Source organism: Mesorhizobium sp. M1027 (assembly GCF_040318745.1).
Lineage (GTDB): Bacteria > Pseudomonadota > Alphaproteobacteria > Rhizobiales > Rhizobiaceae > Mesorhizobium.
Map to the genome: position 1 here is coordinate 13,090 of NZ_JAMYMW010000011.1, position 18,157 is coordinate 31,246.

Consider the following 18,157-nt stretch of genomic DNA (forward strand, 5'->3'; position numbering starts at 1 on the left):
TCGCCTCTCCCTCACCGCGGCGGGCTCCTTTCGCGAAGGCGGTGTTGGTCAGAGACACATAGAACCTCATACCGCAATCCAATTTAGCTAGTTGTCCTTGGGGGGAGTAACGTCCCCTCCTCTTTTGCAGCAGCCAGGAATGCCTTGCGGGCCTCCTCAGGTTCCATCTCGTCGAAAATCACTGCGATGCAAACGCGCACCGCGAGGTCCCACCAAGGGCCACGGATGGTCCACTTCATCAGCTCCTCGCCGGCTGCCTCGGCATTGTTGACGTTGCGGATGATCCCGGGACGCTCGGTCTTGACGGGGACCGGAGGGTTGAACCAGTGGGGGGCCATGAAGGGACCTCAGGGCGGCTAGCGGGTTTCGTCTCTACCAACCGGCTCAGCGATGAGGACGGTTAACCGTTTGTTAGGCATGTCTGAGTCCGTGACGGGCTGTTTCCAAACGTTCATCGACGGTTGTCCGAGCGGTCGGTACGAAGCCGGTATACGCTTGCCGCGGCATGCCGAATCGACGGCTAACAGTCCTTGGGCCGAAGTCGGGCGCGGTTTTCCCTGACCCCAGTCGCGCCGCCATGCGCGGTATCTAGTTTTCGCACATGGCGGACAGTTGGGTCAGCCGTAAACCTGCTTCGGAACGGCCTTGCTCATATCCAAAGCTGGTAGCGGGAATGGTTCGACTTGTCCTCCGGTCTTGTCCAGATACTGCATCAAGGCCGTCACGAGATGGTAGAAAATGCTCGCGGGGACCTCAGTCGCCAGTGACCTTCCGCGCTCGTCAATCCTGTCGACCCACAAGCCAAGCGGTGCGGGATCGATATGCCATTTGAAGAGGCGGGCGACACGAGCTTCGATCTCTGGTTTCAGATCGGGCCCGCCAATTCCGTCCAGGGCGATGGACGCCTTGATGGCTTCGCATTGCGGCCAGCTGCGGGAGAGCCGGTCGAAGGGCATTCCCTGCCGCGACACGGCTGCATAAGCCAGCCCCGTGGCCCGGTTCAATCCGCTGGCGATCGCCGACGAATAGAGCTTCCTTGCGTACGCTGCCAAGTCTCTCTGCCCGCTCGCCCGCGCGAAATCGACGAGGAGCGAGGCCCATTCGAAATGGTGCCCTGGTTCGGTCCACTGTCCCTCGTCTCCCGGCAACGGTAGCCACTCGACATCGAAATGTTCCCCAAGCGTCCAGCTCTCCTGGTCGAAGAAATGGCACCGAAAGAGATCGACGATGCGTGCCGCCCGACGGAGATATGCACGGTCGCCGGTGACCCCATGCCAAGCAAGGAAGGATTCCAGCATGTGCATATGCGGGTTCGAGAACCGCACCCCGTCCCGGCCGGAGGGTTCGAGAAAGCCGTTGAGGTTATCGTCCTCGAGATGGGTGTCGATGAAATGGAACGTCTCTTGTGCCAGCCGTAGGGCGTCCTGATGGCCGCATCGATGAGCATGGGCAAGCGCCAGGAGAACGCAGGAATGATCGTAGGCGTCCTCCGCCGGGTCAGCCACGCTACCGTCGGAATTAAGGGTGCGCACCCAGCCACCGCGATCGGTGCGGCCGTGTCTCGCGATGAAGTCGATGCCGTGGTCGATGAGCTTGTCGGCCGGACCGACCCAGCCGCGTTCTTTGGCCACCGCGAACGCGTAAATCTGGCGAGCCATCGTGCGCATGCGCTTGCGTTTCCCCAGCGGCCTTGCATCGAAACCGAGAGCCTCGTGGAAGCCGCCATACACATCGTCGACACCTGCAGTGGACCACAGCGGCAGGGTTTCGTTGAAGAGCCAGTGCTCGACGCGCTTGCGCCATGACCCGCTGATGATGACCCGGTCTTCCGACGCCGTGAACTTCGTCTCGAGTCGTCCGCTCTTCTCGAGTTGTTCGACGACTTTCTTGACATTCTGGCTGTGGCTGACAGGAGCGACGAAAACCGCGTCCGGTGTTGTCACCACCGCCACATTTTTCATTCCGATGACTGTCAGCAGTCTGCCCTGGCTCCGGAGATAGGAGTTGCCGCAATCCAGGGCGACAACGTCGCCGATTACGACATTGCCGTCGCGGTCCGTCGGGCTGGCTTCCAGCAGCGATTGCCACGATCCAAGGTCGTTCCAGCGGAAGGAAGCCGTGACCATCGCAATACCGCGTGCATGCTCCATGACTGCGTAGTCGATCGACGTCGATGGGACAGCCGAATAGAAGCCCTGGGGCAGGTAGATGCCCGAGACGTCGGTCCGTGCAGTTTTATAGGCCCGTTCCGCGGTGTCCCAGATGTCCGGCCGGAAGTCGAGAAATGCCTTCCGCATCGTGTCGGCACGAAACAGGAAGATGCCGGCGTTCCAGTAGAATCTTCCCGAAGACACATATTTGCGGGCCGTCTCGGCATTGGGCTTTTCGACAAAGTGCAAAACGGAAACGGCGGCCCCGCCGTCACTATTTGCCGTAACCTCGATGTAGCCGTACCCGGTTTCGGGATGCGTCGGCCTGATGCCGAAAATGACAATGCTTCCTGAATCGGCGGCGGGTATGCCCGCCTCGACGGTTTCCCAGAATTGCGTTTCGGTCGATATCTGATGGTCGGAGGGGACCACGAGCACAAGCGCGTCACCGCCATATCCGGAGATCGTGTGCAAAGTGGCTATGGCCACCGCCGCGGCGGTATTGCGGCCGACGGGTTCGAAAATCGGTCTGCCGCCATTTAGGCCAAGCGGACCGATGTCCGAGATAACACGGTCGGCATGCCGCTCGGAAGCTATCAGGTAGATCGGCGTCTCGCCGTCCTTCCGCGCCTTGAGGCGCCGGACAGTCTTCGCAAGCATGGAGCCGTCGCCCGAAAGGTCGTGGAATTGCTTGGGATTGTCTTCGCGCGAGAGCGGCCACAGCCGTGAGCCGACGCCCCCGCTCATGACAAAACTTACGATCCGCTCCGGCATGGTCCAGTCCCTCTCAGAATGTCTGGTTGTAGGCTCCGACCTCTGGATTGCGGCGCCGCTCGGCATCGAGAGCCCCGAACATCTCGCGACGTCGCGCCGGAGACCAGCACCATCTTGCTCCGCCCTGGCGCGGAACAGCCCTAGCACGCTGCCGGGCGCAGGCCCCCTCATGAATTCGAGTAGTCCTAACACGCTGGTTCGCGCCCCCTCATCCAATGGGAGCATCCATGCCGATGGCCGAAATGATGACGCGTCCAGGCGTGGTAGTGTATTCCTGAAGCTGCACTCTGCTCGGGCGCCGACGACAAGGATGCGTTGCAAGATGCCGCGGCCCGCGGGTTCCTTGTCCGCGAGAATGTCGGCGAAAGGTGTTTCTGACGCTTGGCTCGCCTTCTCGAAGGCATTCAAGGAAATCCAACGGCATCCGCGGAACTCCGCCCCCCGTGCGAAGAAGGATGACGGACTGTGCGCCGTTCGCACTGGAGGCGATCGAAAACGGCGAGACCCCGAACGTATGTGCGCGAAGATCGATACCTCACGCGGAATGTAGCGATCAACCGCGGACGGCGAGTCTCGTTGGAACCGCAATATCATTTGTCGACAGATCGAGAACGAGGCCTGCCGCGCATTCTCTCCTCCCATAGGGCGTAGGCCCATACGCCCATTGGCGGCGTTTACCTTTCCTGGCGCAGGGGTAGCCTTTTGCGGCACTCTGGGAACGCCGGGCCTTCGCTTTCATGAAAACATCGGCCGAATGCCATGGACCGCTTGCGTCGAGACGGCGTGCGCGCAGGATTTTTCCGCACGCGTGCTGGAGAACGTGATTGGATCGCATATCCCCCCACCAATGGGCCTCGACAACTGACTTGCAGCCTTCCGCTAGTCAGGAGTTTATCAGCCTCGCCGATATAGCCGGATTTCTGAGGCGCTATTTCGGAACGATCATTGCCTGTGTGGCCGCAGCTGTCTTGGTGGCCTGGTTTCACAATTTGACCACCGACCCAGCTTTCACTGCCAGCACGCAAATCCTGATCGAGCCGAAACTGCCGCAACACCTGCAGGAGGGGGGCGAAGTCAATCTGTCATTGGACACTGCCCAAGTGGAAAGCCAGATCGCAGTCATGCAGTCGGAAAAGATTGCGGTCATGGTCCTCGATCGGTTGAAACTCGTTGACGATCCCAAGTTCAACCGTCCACAGGTTCCGATTTTGGTGGAGAGAATCAGGAAAATAAAAGCGATCCTGGTTGAAGCTTTCGAGCTCCAGAAAAGCGCTTGGCTCACCTCGCTTTGGGAGTTTTCTGGCTTGGACGTGCCTGACACGCCTGTGATGCTGACCGATTACCAGAAGTCCCGGCGCACCATGTTGATTTTCCGCCAAGGCCTCGACATCCGCAGAGTTGGCGTTTCCTACGCCATCAACATATCCTTCACCTCACTTGATCCCGAAGGCGCAGCCAGGATTGCGAACGCCACTGCCGATGCTTTCGTGCGTGAGCAGATCGAAACCAAGGCCGAGGCAGCAAGGGAAGGCGGCGCATGGCTGGAGAAGCGCCTTCGCCAATTGCGCACCCAGATGAACAGGGCCATGGCGAAAGCGCAGGAGTTCCGTTCACGGCACGATTACAGCGTCGGCGAAGAAGGCGAAGCGGAGGACGGGGCAAACGCCGTCCCGACGCTTGAGGAGCTTGAGGTAACTGCCGAAACCTACCAGAAGATGTATGAAAGCTTCCTGCAGGCATACACCAACTCGGTGAGCCAGCAGTCGTACCCGGTTGCAGACGCAAGGGTGATTACAGCTGCGACGGCGCCGCTCCAGCCGAGCGCTCCAAGGCCGAAGCTGATGCTGGCTTTCGCGGCGGTTTCCGGGTTCATTCTCGGTATCGGCGTTTCGTTAGCAAGGCATACGCTCGACTGGACCGTAAGGTCGCCCCGACACATCCGGGAGAATCTAGGTGTGGAATGCGTCGGAGAACTACCGGCCATCAGCAGGAGGAGGGCATCAGGCCACGTCGACGAAGTGGCAAGATATCCGCACTCCCGATACAGCCAGAGCCTCAGGAAAGCGAGGACCGAAATCAGCCTTGCGGAAACCAACCACCCGATCAAATTCCTTGGGTTAACCGCTGTATCCAATGACAGTTCGAAGAGTTCCGTTGCCAGCAATCTTGCCACCCTTTACGCGATGTCCGGCCTGAAGTCATTGGTGATCGACGCCGACGTCTGGCGGCCGGCTATGACCAAGCGGCTACTCGGCCCATCGGGCGCCCTGGACAAACCGTTCCAAGATCCTGTCCGGCTCAACATCGTCTGCGCTCCGGGGCGGTCGTTCGACCTGCTTCCAAGTTCGGTCGTCCAGGCCAAGAACCTGCTGGCACCACGTAATATGGAGGCGTTTCTCTCGGACCTTGCCGCCTGCGACATTACCCCCTACGACATTGTCATCTTCGACTTGCCGACACTTGCCTCGGGAGCCGACATGCTGATGGTCGGATCCGTCCTGGACGGCGTGGTCATCCTCGCCGAGTGGGGTAAGGTACACGTCGAAACGTTGCGGGGACTAGTCAGAACGCTGCAGGCCAGCAGGACGCCCGTCCTTGGCGTGCTTCTGACGAAGGCGCGCGCCAAGCACCGCAAAGCATGAACGGATGGCGAGGTATTCTCCTTCGAAAGTCGCAAAAGCGTGTGGGGGATCATTCCTTGGGATTAGCGTGGGATTAGGGGGATAGTTCAGGACCGCCACGCTACCTCCTTTGCCTTTCTTGCCGACGAGCTCCGACCTTGGAAAAGTGTGGAGAACAATTCGAAACAGCGACCCTCCCATGACAACGAATGCCGTCGAGAAGCCGTCGCATCAGGGAACCCCGATCTGGGTTCAGTCACCTCGACTGTCGGCGACCGACAGCAGAACGATAGCACTGCCCGTTATTCCCGCGCCCGACCAGGACAGTGCCGGGACAGTGTTGACAGACCTGTCGCCCGCCACCAGTACACGAGCGACGGAGCCTCCCTTGGGAGGTCTCCTGAAGCGGATCATGGATCTGGTCGTAGCGGTCATGGCACTTGTGATCGCCGCGCCAGTGATGATCGTCGTCGCCCTGCTGATCAGGGTGACGGCGGGAGGCCCAGCAGTGTTTTCGCACAGCCGAGTTGGCTTCGGCGGGAAACCGTTCAATTGTTACAAGTTCCGCTCGATGGTTGCCAATTCGGAAGAAGTTCTAAAAGCATATCTCAAAGCCAATCCGGGAGTCGTCTTGGAATGGGAGGAAACCCACAAGATCCGGGACGATCCTCGCGTCACATTCCTTGGGTGGATGCTTCGCAAGTCAAGCCTGGACGAACTCCCCCAGCTCTTCAACATCATCCGCGGCGACATGAGCTGTGTGGGTCCAAGGCCCATCGTGAATGACGAACTCAAACGGTACGGCGACCACCTGGGGGAATACCTTCGGACGCGGCCGGGACTCACTGGCCTGTGGCAGGTGAGCGGAAGAAGCAGCATGGACTACGCCAACCGCGTGGCGCTGGACAGCCAGTACGTGCGGAACTGGTCGGTCTGGGTCGACGTCGTGATCCTGTTCAGGACCGTGTTCGCGGTCATTCGCATCGACAGAGCTTGCTGAAGTCCGCAAGGATCACCGTTCGTCCCGCCTCCGGTGCACGGAAAGGAACAGACCTACGATATAAGCGCAGGCCAATGCGAATGCCAGGATCAGGAATTTGGCGACGGTCACGTAGCCCGGCAGCCCTAGGGAATTCCAGACAAAACTCCCGATCAGTAGCAGGCCGGTGGCCGCGATAAGGGCGGGAGCCTTGAACCGCACTCCCAACATAACGCCGACCGCCGATACGGCCACTACACTTATGAGCACGATATCTCCACTGGTATCCCGCGGGACCAATTGGCTCTTTGCGGCAGGGAAGGTTCAGTCAGGGTGTGATTTCTGTCACGTTTGGCGGCTCCCTGATAGGGTGCCTCAAAGTACATGGCAACTGCCCCGGTTCACGCCAACGCGTCAATTCTGTGGGTGACCGATCAACGAGCGAACGAGGCGAAGGCCGCGCTGGACCATACAACTTGATCAGTTGGCGCCCAGAACCGCTATCGGCTCCGCCTGAGAGCTGCCGCCTGCAGGCAGCGCAGCCAAGCCTGACTGCGGCAGTGGGATCTCGATCTTCACGGTATCGCCGGGCTCGACCGGCGTCGTTTCCTCAACCGTGAGTTCTTCCGTGCCGCTGTCGGACGTCCTCACGATCTTGAAGATCGGCTTGGCCCTTTCGGAGCGTTCCCTGAGGGCGAGCAGAGCAGGGGCCGTGACCTCGGTTTCGTGCAGCAACTGTACTGCGGTGTCGACTTTACTGCCGACTTCATTGAGCTGTAGCTGCGTCTCCCTCAACGTCTCGGCGACCTCGCTGGTATGGCGATTGCTGAGGTCGAGGATCTCGATGTCAGTCTTGCTTATCTCCTGCCTGACCCGCAAGAGCGAGGTCTCGGCAGCCAACCTGTCGCTTTGCATCTGGGCGACCATTCCCGCCAGAGAGAATTCCCGCGGAGCAACCGCAAGCCCTTTCTCGACAAGGGTCGAAACGCCCGCAAGCTCCTTCTGGACGAGTTCGACCCGTTTGTCGTGGAAGGTCAGCTGCTTCTCGAGCGAGACCAGTTCGTTTTCCAGGAACTCCCTGAGTTCGTGAAGTGCACGGAGTTGCGTCGTCAGCGCGTCCTTGCGAACAGCGAAGATCTTGCGCTCCTGCTCCATCGTCAATCCGACCGTTCCATTCGAAGCCCTGTTCTTCAGTTCTGCAGGGAAAGAGATGTCGTTGCTGCCAGCCAGTTCGGATTCCAGTCGCGCCTTGCGGGCAAGCAAGCTGACGTTGGTCAGCGCCAGCAATCCCACGTCACCTTGGCCCGCGATCACTTCACGCTCGAGTCTCAAGACGTCTTCCTCGCGTGTCCGCAGGCCGCCCGCGATCCCCACCGCCTGCAGCACCGTCAGTCCGGGCCTATAGGGAAACTCGCCGGGCTGCGCGACGTGGCCGACTATGTAGAACGGTCTGTACTGGACGATTTCGACGGCGACATCCGGCTGGCGGCCGAGGCCCATATGCTGCGTCAGGCGGTCGCTGATCGCGCGGGCGAGGTCGCCGGGGGCGGTGCCTTGCGCGCGTATCTGGCCCGCAAATGGAAGGAAGAGCGTGCCGTCGGCGCCGACAACGAAATCGTCGTTGAGAGCCGTCCATTCGAAGATCACATCGCGTGATGCGCGCCACTCGTAAATTTTGAGCCTGACCTTATCCTGCGGTCCCAGGAGATACTCGGCAGCCACCGTCGGCAAGGGGCAGGCCGCGGCCACGTGTGAAGCCGCCACCACCCTGACCAGCCATTTTCGCATTGTCTTCCTCACATCAGATTTTCAGGATGTATTCGGGTTCGATCCGTCCTGTAGCCACGTGCAGGATCGCAAGCATGTTGCCCCTGAGCCTGCCCCTCCGATCGACAAACGGCTCGGGCCACAGGCTCTTTGCGAGGTTGGCCGCTATGTTCCTGAACATCAGGGGAAGCGCGAAAGAGGCCGGAACAGTGCCCTTCTTGATCAGGTAGATCGCATTCGCAACCTGGGAGTATCCGAACCGCTCTCCGCTGACACGCCCTGTCTTGATGCCGAGATGCACGCCCGTGATTGAAGTCACGCAGACCACTCGGCCCCGGGACCTCATCTGGCTGGTGAAGTCGATGTCTTCCTGCCAACCATAGAGGACGAGCCGTTCGTCGAAGCGCAAGTCGTCCACAAACGAGGAACGGAAGGACATGTTACATCCGTATGCGCCGAGATGGTCGACCACCGATGGTCCGTCTTGTTTTTTACCCTCGGCCTCCCGCAGGGCGGCTTCGGCGTCTTCCCAGGTGAGCCCCGCGTTGTTGGCCCCGTCCCTGACGACCGCGCCCGTCACCACCGCCCAGCCGCTATTTTCAACGAAAGCCTTCTCGACCTGCTCCAGGTATTCGGCGGACGGAACGAAATCGTCGTCGAAGAATGTGATGATATCGAAGCGCTCCAGGGAGGGTACAAGAGCCGTGTTCCGCTGGGCAGACGATCCTATCGGCCCGAAAACGAGCGACAAAAGGAAAGGACAGCTTTCCGGCAGCTCGACATGCGCGGCGTCGGGCGCCGACACTATGACCTCGTCGGGAAGTCTCGTCTGGCCACCCAAATATCTGAGCAGGCGCGCGACCTGTCCGCTGCGGCCAAGAGTCGGGATGATTACGGCGAGTCTCATGCTGGATCCCGTTTCGGTTCCCGCGGACCGTAAGCCGACGAGAGGACCGAGACAGCCTGCATAAAAGGAGACGGCAGGAGCTTGGCCTACCTCGGGACACAGGCTTTCGGAGTACAGCCGGTGAATGCCCCACAGCCATATGTACTAGGCAGGCATGCACCCGGATCAACCTGTAACCGATCGGACAACTTGCCGGAGCCATAACACGGAATGGAAACTGCTGGCCTGCTGAGGCTAGGCGAACCATGCTCCACGAACGCTCTTCCGATTTGGCCATCGCGGCCAAGGTCAACGTGCCGATCGAGGAGTTGCCCGCCGCGCCGGGGCCCGACGTCGACAGGTACGCGAAGATCGCGGTCGTTCATGACTGGTGCCCGAATTTCCGGGGAGGTGAACGGGTTCTGGCGCAAATTTGCAAGCAGTTTCCTAATGCCGAAGTCTTCACGCTTTTCGATTTCTTGCCAGCCGATGTAAAGGAGAAATATTTCCGCGACGTAGAATTCCATACGTCCGCAGCCAACCGCATACCAATGGTGCACAAATTCTATAGGTCTCTCTTCTTCTTTTGTCCCTTCCTGATCGAACAGTTCGATGTGACAGGTTACGACGCGGTGATCTCGTCGTCGGCCGCATTTTCGCGCGGCGTGATCACCAGGCCGGACCAACCGCACCTTTGTTATGTGCACAGCCCCGTCCGCTACGCCTGGGACGAGCAGTTTTCTTATCTTCAGCAAGCGCGGCTTGGTTTCGGTCCCAAGGGAATGCTCTATCGGTACATGCTGCACCGCCTGAGGACGTGGGACACCAGGACCGCGCACGGGCCGGATATGATGCTGGCGAATTCGAACTACGTCCGCTCCCGAATCCAGCACATTTATGGGCGCCAGGCACGCGTCGTTTTCCCGCCTGTCTCTCTGGGAGAACTGCCCTGTGTGGAGGACAAGGACGACTACTACGTTTCGGCGTCCTTCCTCGCCCCTTACAAGCGCACCGACCTCGTCATCCGGGCCTTCAACGAAATGCCGTCGCGGCGGCTAATCATCGTTGGCGAAGGGCAGCAATCATCCACTCTGCGAGCGCTTGCCGGCCCGAACGTCACCTTCTCGGGTTATCTGCCTCGGAAAGACTATGTGGACAGCTTGGCGCGGGCAAAGGCCATGGTCTTTGCGGGCTGCGAGGATTTCGGCATAGCGCTGGCCGAGGCGCAGGCCTGCGGAACGCCACTGATTGCCTTCGGCCGCGGCGGGGCGGCAGACATCGTGCAGCGCCTTGGATCATCCCTCGAACCGACAGGAGTGCTGTTCAAGGCTCAAACTGTCGATCACCTCAAGGAGGCAGTCGAATGGTTCGAAGAGAACAGCTATGCCATCACGCCCAGCGCCTGCACCAGGAATGCAGGACGCTTCTCCGAAGAGAACTTCGACCGCGCGATCCTGGAATCGCTCGGGGCTGTCCAGGCACTTCACGAGATCATGTAAGTTCGCGCGCTCTGACGACCTTCGTTTCCGTATCGATTCCGTCAGCAGCAGCCATTACCTCGAGATAGCGTAAGGCGGTAGCCCTCCAACTGTATGCCGAGGCTCTCGCCCTGCCCTTGCCTATCAACTGGAGTCGCAAGGCCTGAGAACCGTGAAGCTGCACGAAGCTTTCGAACCATGCTTCCGGGTCGTCGGGAGGTGCAAACAGGGCTGCGCTCCCGCAGACTTCCGGCAGGCTGGCGCGGTCGGAAACCACCACAGGGCAGCCGACCGCCATCGCCTCGAGGACCGGGAGGCCGAAGCCCTCTGAAAGGGAGGGGAAAGCTAGACACAGCGAGTCCCTCAGGAGGGCCGCCAACTCGCCATCGGAAATGCGCCCGAGCCAGTGGATGTTTCGGGCTTCGGCCCGGGCTGATGGTGATCTAAAAACACGAGAATCCGACATCCCGACAATCGCGATCCTGAGTCCGGCCTCGCCAAGATGGTCAGCCATGTTCAGGATGAGCTCCACATTCTTGTGGGGTGCGGCACTGCCGATCATAACGATGGTTTCCCGCGAGGCCGCCAGGCGTGTCGCTACCGAGTGTTCAGGCCTCCACCGCAAGGCATGCTCATGGCCGTTCGACGCTACGAAAGCCCCTTGTGCCGGGATGACGCCGCGGCGGACCAGTTCGCCCAACGAGTAATCGGAAACCGTCGAAATACCCCACGCCGTCTTGCCGAGCCATGGCAACAGATTCCTATAAACTACTCTAAAGGCGATGGAATAGCTCTGCGGAGCGTTCCAGACGTTTGCGTCATGAATGCAGACGATGTGCTTGTGGGAAAGCAGCGGTCCGGTGTTGCAGAGGCTGAGCAGTCCGCTGCCGTTTAGCGATGACGGGAGTTGCACCTGCTCCCAGACATGCCCCCTCTTGCTGCCGATCTCGCGGCGTTCTATGGAAACGAGGGGGATGTCGCCCGACCCCGGCGGACAATGCAGTCCGACTTCGAGACCGCGGGCGAGAGGCTCCTGTTCCGCGATCAAAGCGTCGAGCGAACGGACGACCTCGCGCGCATAGCGCTGGACGCCTGTCGTCGGTTGGGAAAGAAAACGCCCATTTATCGTCCAACGCCGTGCCATGCGTTCCCCTTTTTAACCCTCAGTGTGCAGCCGCGAAGACGGGCGGTCATCACGGCCATTGGGTCATCGGGGCTGACCGGGAATCATCCAGATAGGCGAGGGGGATAGTGTGCCTACCTCAAACGTCTGAGGACCCTTGCACCCCCGAGAATGCTAGTCTGGCTCGCGACGCCGAAAGGGCGGGGGAGCGACATGGGCAATCTCGAAACCGATACGACAAAGTGGCCACCAAGACGGCCCAAACAGGTGAACAGAAACAGCGCCGACACAGTGCTGGCGAGATCGCTTGCCGAAGATCCCGAATATCTGGTCGCGCATCCCGGCAGGACGTGGGCGGACAGCGAAACTGCGAGGCGGCGTTGGACGATAAACGGCGACTTCACCACGCTCAGACCGACCGGAATAGCTCGCTACGCCAGCGAGGTGACCATGGCTCTCGACGCCCTCATTTCGGAAGGGCACCCGCTTGGTCGCGATCTGGAGATCGATCTCGTGGTGCCGCGTCCGCTTTCCGAACCTTTCCGCCTCAACGCCATCTCCACCCGAGTCGTTCCCGAATTCAACTTGCCGCGACTTCCCCAATTGTGGGTGCAGGCGCAGTTGCCCTGGCACGTGCCCGGAGGATTGCTAAGCTTTTGCAACCTCGCTCCCATCGTGCTGAAGCGCCAGATCGCGTGCATCCATGATATGCACACTAGGCTCATGCCGTCGAGCTACGGGCGGGGTTTCAGGTGGGCGCACCGACTGATCTTGCCGGCACTTGGCAGGCGAGCCGCCCGCATTACGACGGTGTCGCAACTCTCGCGCAGCCATCTTGTCAAATTCGGGATCGCGCCAGCGGAAAACATCGTCGTCACTTACAACGGCAGCGACCATGCCAAGAGATGGAATGCAGCAAGATCGTCACTGACCGTGGACCGCGGCAGGCCGTACGTCCTCTGTCTTGGAAGGCGGGACCAAGAATACAAGAACATGGGGCTTCTCGCCAAGCTGGCCCCGCTCCTCGATGGGATGGGTCTCGATCTCTGGATGCCCGGCGATGTCAATGAGAACACGGTCCTGCGGTACGTCCCGGAAATGCCCGGGAACATCGTCCTCCTTGGCCGCATAGGGGACGACGACTTTAAGAAGGCGCTCGAAGGCGCCCTGTGCTTCCTGTTCCCGTCACGGATCGAGGGTTTCGGGCTACCCGCCGTCGAAGCGATGGCGTCGGGCTGCCCGGTCGTGGCCTCGACCTCGCCGTGTCTTCCCGAAATCTGTGAGGATTCGGCTCTCTATGCCGATCCCGACGACGTCCATTTGTGGGCCGAAACCGTCCGCCTGCTGATGCTCGACCCAGCGTTGCGGGAGCGGTTCATCACCAAGGGATACGCCAGGGCGAGCAGTTATTCCTGGCGATGGATTGCGTGGAAATACCTCGAACTCATGATACAGGTCGACGCTGATTTTGGGGAGTTCCGCAATTGACCGGCTGGCAATCTGCGGCAAGCAGAGCCAGGAAGCCGAAAACAGTGAAGGGCTAGCGGGAGAGCCAATTGGCAAGCCTCGACGTCGTTATACCGTGCTACAACTACGAGCATTTTCTGTCCGAGTGTGTCGGCAGCGTGCTGTCCCAGGATGTCGAACGCCTCAGGGAGATCATCATCGACAACGCTTCGACGGACGATAGCATCGGGGTGGCAAGGTCTTGCGGCACAGGACCCGAGGGTTGAAGTCGTTTGCCACGAGAAAAACCTTGGGCGCAACGTCTCCTTCAACGAACCCATCGACAGGGCCGAGGCCGACTACTTCATGAACCTTTGCGCCGACGACATTCTCGCAGCAGACACGCTCGGCCACGGAGCGAAGGCGCTCAAACGCGCAACAGCGGCCCTTCCGGAAAAAGTCGGAATTAAAGGGATCCGGCAGATAAGAGTCGCAGGATTTTTGCCTTCCTCGTGATCTTGCGCCATGGGTAGATCCAGTTGAGCCTGTTTTTTGTCCGCCGCCTATGCGAAATTCCCGCGCGCATCTGAGCCTCAGGCGGCTTCGGCGTTTTCACATCGCAGTCTACGAGCAGCAGCTCTGCCATCCGGTGGAATCTGTTAAAATACTCGTCCCAAGGCCATCCCGGCCTATCCCAAGGCTTTGGCCCGCCGGTGAAGTGCCAAATTGCCGGCGCGAACCCGTTCCTACGCGGGTCGAGGACCATCATGTGCTCGCTCTGGTAGTTGTATGTGAGCGGCAGCATATCAACGCGGCCGTAGGCGGCGTGATTCAGCGCGCTCTGATCTGACGAGCGGCAGCGTTCAGGGTGCTCGAATAGGAATTCCAGCGCCTCCGGAACGATGCTGTTCCAAGCCTCGCGCGACGTGTAGATCACACCCGAATTGAAGTAGCTGTCTGCATCGCAGTCCAAGCCGTTCAGGTAGGCGAGCTCGTGCTTCTTGCCCCGGCTTTTCTCGTCCATGAACATGCGCATTACATCCGGGGCCGCCATGATCCTTCCGGGGGAAGGCCGCACAGCCAAGAGGCTGTCCAACTCTCCGTCGACCATCGTGTCTCCGTCGATGTAGAAGAATCTGTCTATTTCCTGGTCGAGCAACCCGTCGAACCAGAGCCGAGCCAGTGCGATCGCGGGCAGATATCTGTCGCGGTGGAACCGGGTTGCTTCCTCGAGCTGAGATAGATGAGCCGCCTCTATCCTGATCTTGGTGCCCGCCACCGCATGGTCGAACTGGCTGGCCCATCCGGGATCGGAATTGACCACGAATATATAGACCGGCACATCAGCCGCTGTGTGGTGATCAGCCGAAAGAGCCGCCGAGAAGGTCGGCAGCAAATAGTTCTCGTTACAAATAAGGACTATCGCAGAGCCTTTTGTTTCCGAAGGAGTTGCTGACAGAACATTCTCCTATGCGCAAGCCTCATTCACCCGGGCGGAGCTTGGCTCGCCGGAATACCGGGATGGTCTTCATTATCTCGTCAAAGAGCGGATGTCGGGTAAGAATCAATGCTGTTGCCCATCCGCTCAACGCAAACAATCCCGCCCCGAATGCCTGCCCGAACAAAAGGGCGAAGCCGGAGCCTGACAAAGCGATCACGGACAGCGGAGCAGCCGCGCTCGCCATGGCCACGACAGCGCTTCTCCATAGCGCTGCAGCGATGTCCCTGCGTCTCAGTCCCAGCCTGCGCCGAACGAAGCTCAAGGCAACGTATGCCTGGAAAGGAAGGTCACCAGCATGCACCAGGCGGCCGCCTGCAGTCCGCCGAAGATCACGGCTATGGACAGGAGAATGCCGGAAAGCGGGAAGACGATCAGTGCGCGGATAAACAAGTCGCATCCACCGCAACCATCACCGGGTAATTGAGTTCGAAACTGAAGGAGAAGAGGAGCGCGACTGCGACGACTTGCACGAGCGGAGCGACCTCGATCCATTGATGACTGAGCACGACCACGACGGGGTAAGCCAGAACCGAAAGCACGAGGAGAGCGGGCCAGCGGAGTGCGGTGACAAGAGAAAGGGCGGCGAGATACGGGCCCTTCAAATCCCTGCCTTGCCTAACCTCGGCGGAGAAGGCGGGCAGCACGACCGTCATGGCACCTCCGAGGACCAGTTTGTCGGGTATCTGGCCGATCAAGAGGGTTCTGCTGAACAAGGCTGCCGTATGCGGTGACACGAGGCGCCCCAACAGGAGTAGGGGCAGGGCGTCAAAGATGCCGTAAAGTATGGCGACAACGCCGTTGTATCCACCGAACGAGGTCATTCCGCGCCAGTTGACCAGGGACGGCTTGAACATCCAGAAATGGGGTCGCAAGGCGAGGGCGACGCCTGCGGCAAGACCGCTGCCGATCAACCAGCCCCAGGCGAAGCTCATGTAGGTGAAGCCCGCCAACGCCAGCGCGATTGTTGCCGCGGAACCCGTCGTGGTCCCTGTTATGTTGATGGCCGCTACCTTGCCGAAGGATTTCCCGCCGCAGGAGAGCGTTGATCAGGATGAATGAGGCGTCGAGGAAAAGGCAGATCGAGATGACCCGTAAGTAGGAAACAAGATTCGGCTCCCCGTAAAGCGACGCCACGCCAGGGGAACGGCGACAAGAACGGCGGCGATGATTCCCGTAAGGATGAATATCACCATGAAGGCCCCCGATATCCTCGCGGCTCAGTTCGTCGCGCTGGATGAGGAAGTTCGAACTGGAGAACTCCCTAAATGGACATGACAATCGCCAGGATGGCCATGCCGATCACCGAGACCTGATCTCCTCGGGCGTCAATATTCGCGAGACTACGGCTGCAGTGACAAAATTCGTAACGAGCAGGACGTAGCGTTCACCTGTGCTCATAAGGAGTCGCGTTTTACAGAAAGCATGCGTGCCCTTCTTCCCCAACAGGCCGGGCGCGGCCGCCTGGATGCGGCACGGATAGTCCGACACACCGGTTGGAAGGTCATGCCGTCTAAAAGGCTAGGGAAGGCCCCCGTCTAAAGGAGTAGCGGTGCAAAACGCAGCCCCCTATCTGCAGTCGTCGAGTGGACGGCCGATTTCCCCCGGAGGCCGCGATGCCCCCAACACGCGGACCTGCTTTTCCCGATCCGACGACAAGTGCGTAGCCGACGACACCGATCGCGAGATGGCCAGAAAGGGGATTGAGTGAGGAAAGGCAGGGAAGCCGAGTAGCGGACCAACATTATGATTGAGTTTTGCACCAGCCCGCCACCCTCCGGCAACATAGCGGTTGCGTGCTTGAGAGCTGGCCAAGGCAGACGCTGTCGAAAAGCCATGCCTCGGAAAGCATGCTTGCGCTTCTTCACTCCAAGGCGATTTCGGGGAGTTCGACAGTTAAGCGGCTGCCAGTCCGCGGATTGATCTCCAGGAGAGCACGATGAACGAATGGACCGACCCGCACGGACCAGACGCCGCGGGCCTGCCGGCCACCCTATCAGTCGTGTGTTCTTTGCCTGCCCGCTCCGAGTCACATCGCTCCGTCAATCCAACTAAGGCTCGAGAAGGCCCTGCCTCCCTACGCCATCTATGAAGGCGGCTTGTTTTCAGCCACCTGGCCTACCTTGCCGAGCCAGGACAGGAACGGGCCATAGCACGCATCGTAAGAAAAGAGATTGGCGAAGACACGGGCAGTACCTTCGGATTTCTGACGCCGGAGTTCCGTATTGCTCAACAGCGCGATGACCGCCTGCGCGAAGTCTGCAGCGCCGTTAGCGACGATCGCTCCCTCATCGAGTTGATGGGCGTCACCGGCGTCCACCCCTATTGAGGTCGTCACGAGGGGGCGGCCGTAAGACATGGCTTCGGCCACCTTGATCTTGACGCCGGCAGTACCGGATACGAGCGGAGCCACGACAAGCTGGGCGCGTCGATATTCGGGACCAAGGTCCGGGAGCGGCCCCACACGCTCGAGGCCGTCCGCCTCCGGCGTAGCCTCACGCGTGGAGGCAATAGTTCCGACGATCCGAAACCTTGCCGTGGGGCAGAAGGTTCGAACCGCTGGCCAGATCTCCGACAGGAACCACGAGAGCGCGGCACGATTCGGGTCTGTGGCATTCCCAACAAAGAGGGCGACGGGCTCATTGCTTTCCGGCGGCTTTTCGTGATTGCTGAAGCCCATGCCGAGAGGGATCACGTGTCTTACCCCGAGTCGGTCGCGGGCGTAGGAAGCGTCATCATTGCTGTTGAAACCGACGCACTCCGCCGCGTTCAGCGAGTGGGACAGTCTCTGCTCCTCAGCCAAGATTTTGCCCACGCCATGGTTTCCTCCAGCCTCCCAGTGCGACGCCCCACTGCGGTGCTGAAGATGGCCAACGAGCGAGAAAATCCTGTGACCGTTGCGAGAGAGAGAGGGAGCGAAATGTACCGCCTCATGGAACAGTATGACTGCGTCCGGTCTCAGTGCATCGATACGTTCCAGCACCCACTGAATTTCTCCCTCGGGACATTCCGTCCCTGGGGGAACCGGTGCGGCTCTCCGTCCGAGGAACGATCCGGCCAGATTTCTGAGGCCAAGCAGTTCTGTGGATAGAAATGTCCTCCGGCCCAACCTGATGCTTTTACGAACCTGCCACGAAAAATATTCTTCTATTTCATATGCACTCCTGCAGATTGGGCTCCTTCGTCCGCGCGCTATGTCGGATACATACCCGTGTACCTCGTGCCCGGACTTCAAAAGATATTGGCCGAAGGCCTGAATATAGGCACCGTCCCCGCCGAAGAAAGCGTCGTACGGATAGCTATGGACGATTGCTATAGCAGCCATGTCCTACCCCTAGGGGCTTCTCTCGGGCAGTAAGAGTTTCGCCGCCCGGCGCCAATCTATCCAAAACGTCAGGCGATCCGAAGGCGTGTTTCCACAGCCAAGACATTCAT

Annotated in this window: 14 protein-coding genes and 2 pseudogenes; 5 read left to right on the top strand and 11 right to left on the bottom strand. The window is 59.9% G+C overall.

Annotation, left to right across the window (positions count from 1 at the left end):
* Positions 1-83 precede the first annotated feature (83 nt).
* Positions 84-338, bottom strand: a complete 255-nt coding sequence (locus tag NKH50_RS20945; RefSeq protein WP_352705790.1) for a DUF982 domain-containing protein — start codon at positions 336-338, stop codon at positions 84-86.
* Between the two features lie 279 nt (positions 339-617).
* The gene (locus NKH50_RS20950; RefSeq protein WP_352880952.1) at positions 618-2,924 is read right to left on the bottom strand and encodes an AGE family epimerase/isomerase; all 2,307 of its coding nucleotides are present in this window, start codon (positions 2,922-2,924) and stop codon (positions 618-620) included.
* An 824-nt stretch (positions 2,925-3,748) separates the two neighbouring features.
* Between NKH50_RS20950 and NKH50_RS20955 the strand changes: the two genes are divergently transcribed.
* Both NKH50_RS20955 and NKH50_RS20960 read left to right on the top strand, forming a co-directional pair.
* A complete protein-coding gene (locus NKH50_RS20955) occupies positions 3,749-5,566 on the top strand; it encodes a GumC family protein (protein ID WP_352880792.1) in 1,818 nt (605 codons plus the stop codon).
* Positions 5,567-5,744: 178 nt separating this feature from the next.
* Positions 5,745-6,545 carry a sugar transferase gene (locus tag NKH50_RS20960; RefSeq protein ID WP_352880794.1) on the top strand — a complete coding sequence of 267 codons (801 nt, stop codon included), beginning with the start codon at positions 5,745-5,747 and terminating at the stop codon, positions 6,543-6,545.
* 459 nt (positions 6,546-7,004) lie between these two features.
* Here the strand turns inward: NKH50_RS20960 and NKH50_RS20965 are convergent, their stop codons facing one another.
* From NKH50_RS20965 to NKH50_RS20975, 3 genes and pseudogenes are all read right to left on the bottom strand, one after another.
* Entirely contained in the window at positions 7,005-7,910 is a 906-nt protein-coding gene (locus NKH50_RS20965; RefSeq protein ID WP_352705827.1) for an HlyD family secretion protein, read from the bottom strand.
* 3 nt (positions 7,911-7,913) lie between these two features.
* A pseudogene (locus tag NKH50_RS20970) lies at positions 7,914-8,312 on the bottom strand (polysaccharide biosynthesis/export family protein); the annotation flags it as partial.
* A 13-nt stretch (positions 8,313-8,325) separates the two neighbouring features.
* Positions 8,326-9,198, bottom strand: a complete 873-nt coding sequence (locus tag NKH50_RS20975) for a glycosyltransferase family 2 protein (protein WP_352705783.1) — start codon at positions 9,196-9,198, stop codon at positions 8,326-8,328.
* A 245-nt stretch (positions 9,199-9,443) separates the two neighbouring features.
* Here NKH50_RS20975 and NKH50_RS20980 point away from each other — a divergent pair, with 245 nt between their 5' ends.
* Complete coding sequence (locus NKH50_RS20980; RefSeq protein ID WP_502906891.1) at positions 9,444-10,676, top strand: glycosyltransferase; 1,233 nt, start codon at positions 9,444-9,446, stop codon at positions 10,674-10,676.
* On the opposite strand, the gene NKH50_RS20985 is transcribed toward NKH50_RS20980, so the two are convergent.
* On the bottom strand, positions 10,669-11,799 hold the full coding sequence (locus NKH50_RS20985; RefSeq protein WP_352821994.1) for a glycosyltransferase family 4 protein: 1,131 nt from the start codon (positions 11,797-11,799) through the stop codon (positions 10,669-10,671). The two genes, NKH50_RS20980 and NKH50_RS20985, sit on opposite strands and share 8 nt — an antisense overlap.
* A gap of 192 nt (positions 11,800-11,991) precedes the next feature.
* Between NKH50_RS20985 and NKH50_RS20990 the strand changes: the two genes are divergently transcribed.
* Complete coding sequence (locus NKH50_RS20990) at positions 11,992-13,266, top strand: glycosyltransferase family 4 protein (protein ID WP_352705776.1); 1,275 nt, start codon at positions 11,992-11,994, stop codon at positions 13,264-13,266.
* Between the two features lie 68 nt (positions 13,267-13,334).
* Positions 13,335-13,740 (top strand): annotated as a pseudogene (locus NKH50_RS20995) (glycosyltransferase family 2 protein).
* Here NKH50_RS20995 and NKH50_RS21000 read toward each other — a convergent pair.
* The 5 genes from NKH50_RS21000 to NKH50_RS21020 form a co-directional block, all read right to left on the bottom strand.
* On the bottom strand, positions 13,691-14,683 hold the full coding sequence (locus NKH50_RS21000) for a glycosyltransferase family 8 protein (protein ID WP_352880954.1): 993 nt from the start codon (positions 14,681-14,683) through the stop codon (positions 13,691-13,693). The pseudogene NKH50_RS20995 and the gene NKH50_RS21000 overlap by 50 nt on opposite strands.
* A gap of 22 nt (positions 14,684-14,705) precedes the next feature.
* On the bottom strand, positions 14,706-14,915 hold the full coding sequence (locus NKH50_RS21005) for a hypothetical protein (RefSeq protein ID WP_352705773.1): 210 nt from the start codon (positions 14,913-14,915) through the stop codon (positions 14,706-14,708).
* 68 nt (positions 14,916-14,983) lie between these two features.
* A complete protein-coding gene (locus NKH50_RS21010) occupies positions 14,984-15,115 on the bottom strand; it encodes a hypothetical protein (protein ID WP_352705771.1) in 132 nt (43 codons plus the stop codon).
* Positions 15,097-15,726 (bottom strand): oligosaccharide flippase family protein, encoded by a 630-nt coding sequence (locus tag NKH50_RS21015; RefSeq protein ID WP_502906895.1) that lies wholly within the window; start codon positions 15,724-15,726, stop codon positions 15,097-15,099. Before NKH50_RS21015 ends, NKH50_RS21010 begins: the two co-directional genes overlap by 19 nt.
* Before the next feature lie 1,082 nt (positions 15,727-16,808).
* On the bottom strand, positions 16,809-17,537 hold the full coding sequence (locus NKH50_RS21020; protein ID WP_352880799.1) for a glycosyltransferase family 4 protein: 729 nt from the start codon (positions 17,535-17,537) through the stop codon (positions 16,809-16,811).
* Positions 17,538-18,157 lie beyond the last annotated feature (620 nt).

Bases quoted from the DNA above. Each gene is read 5' to 3' on its own strand.
- NKH50_RS20950 (WP_352880952.1), bottom strand. From the start codon at position 2,924: ATGCCGGAGCGGATCGTAAGTTTTGTCATGAGCGGGGGCGTCGGCTCA.
- NKH50_RS20960 (WP_352880794.1), top strand. From the start codon at position 5,745: ATGACAACGAATGCCGTCGAGAAGCCGTCGCATCAGGGAACCCCGATC.
- NKH50_RS20990 (WP_352705776.1), top strand. From the start codon at position 11,992: ATGGGCAATCTCGAAACCGATACGACAAAGTGGCCACCAAGACGGCCC.
- NKH50_RS20945 (WP_352705790.1), bottom strand. From the start codon at position 338: ATGGCCCCCCACTGGTTCAACCCTCCGGTCCCCGTCAAGACCGAGCGT.
- NKH50_RS20975 (WP_352705783.1), bottom strand. From the start codon at position 9,198: ATGAGACTCGCCGTAATCATCCCGACTCTTGGCCGCAGCGGACAGGTC.
- NKH50_RS20980 (WP_502906891.1), top strand. From the start codon at position 9,444: ATGCTCCACGAACGCTCTTCCGATTTGGCCATCGCGGCCAAGGTCAAC.
- NKH50_RS20985 (WP_352821994.1), bottom strand. From the start codon at position 11,799: ATGGCACGGCGTTGGACGATAAATGGGCGTTTTCTTTCCCAACCGACG.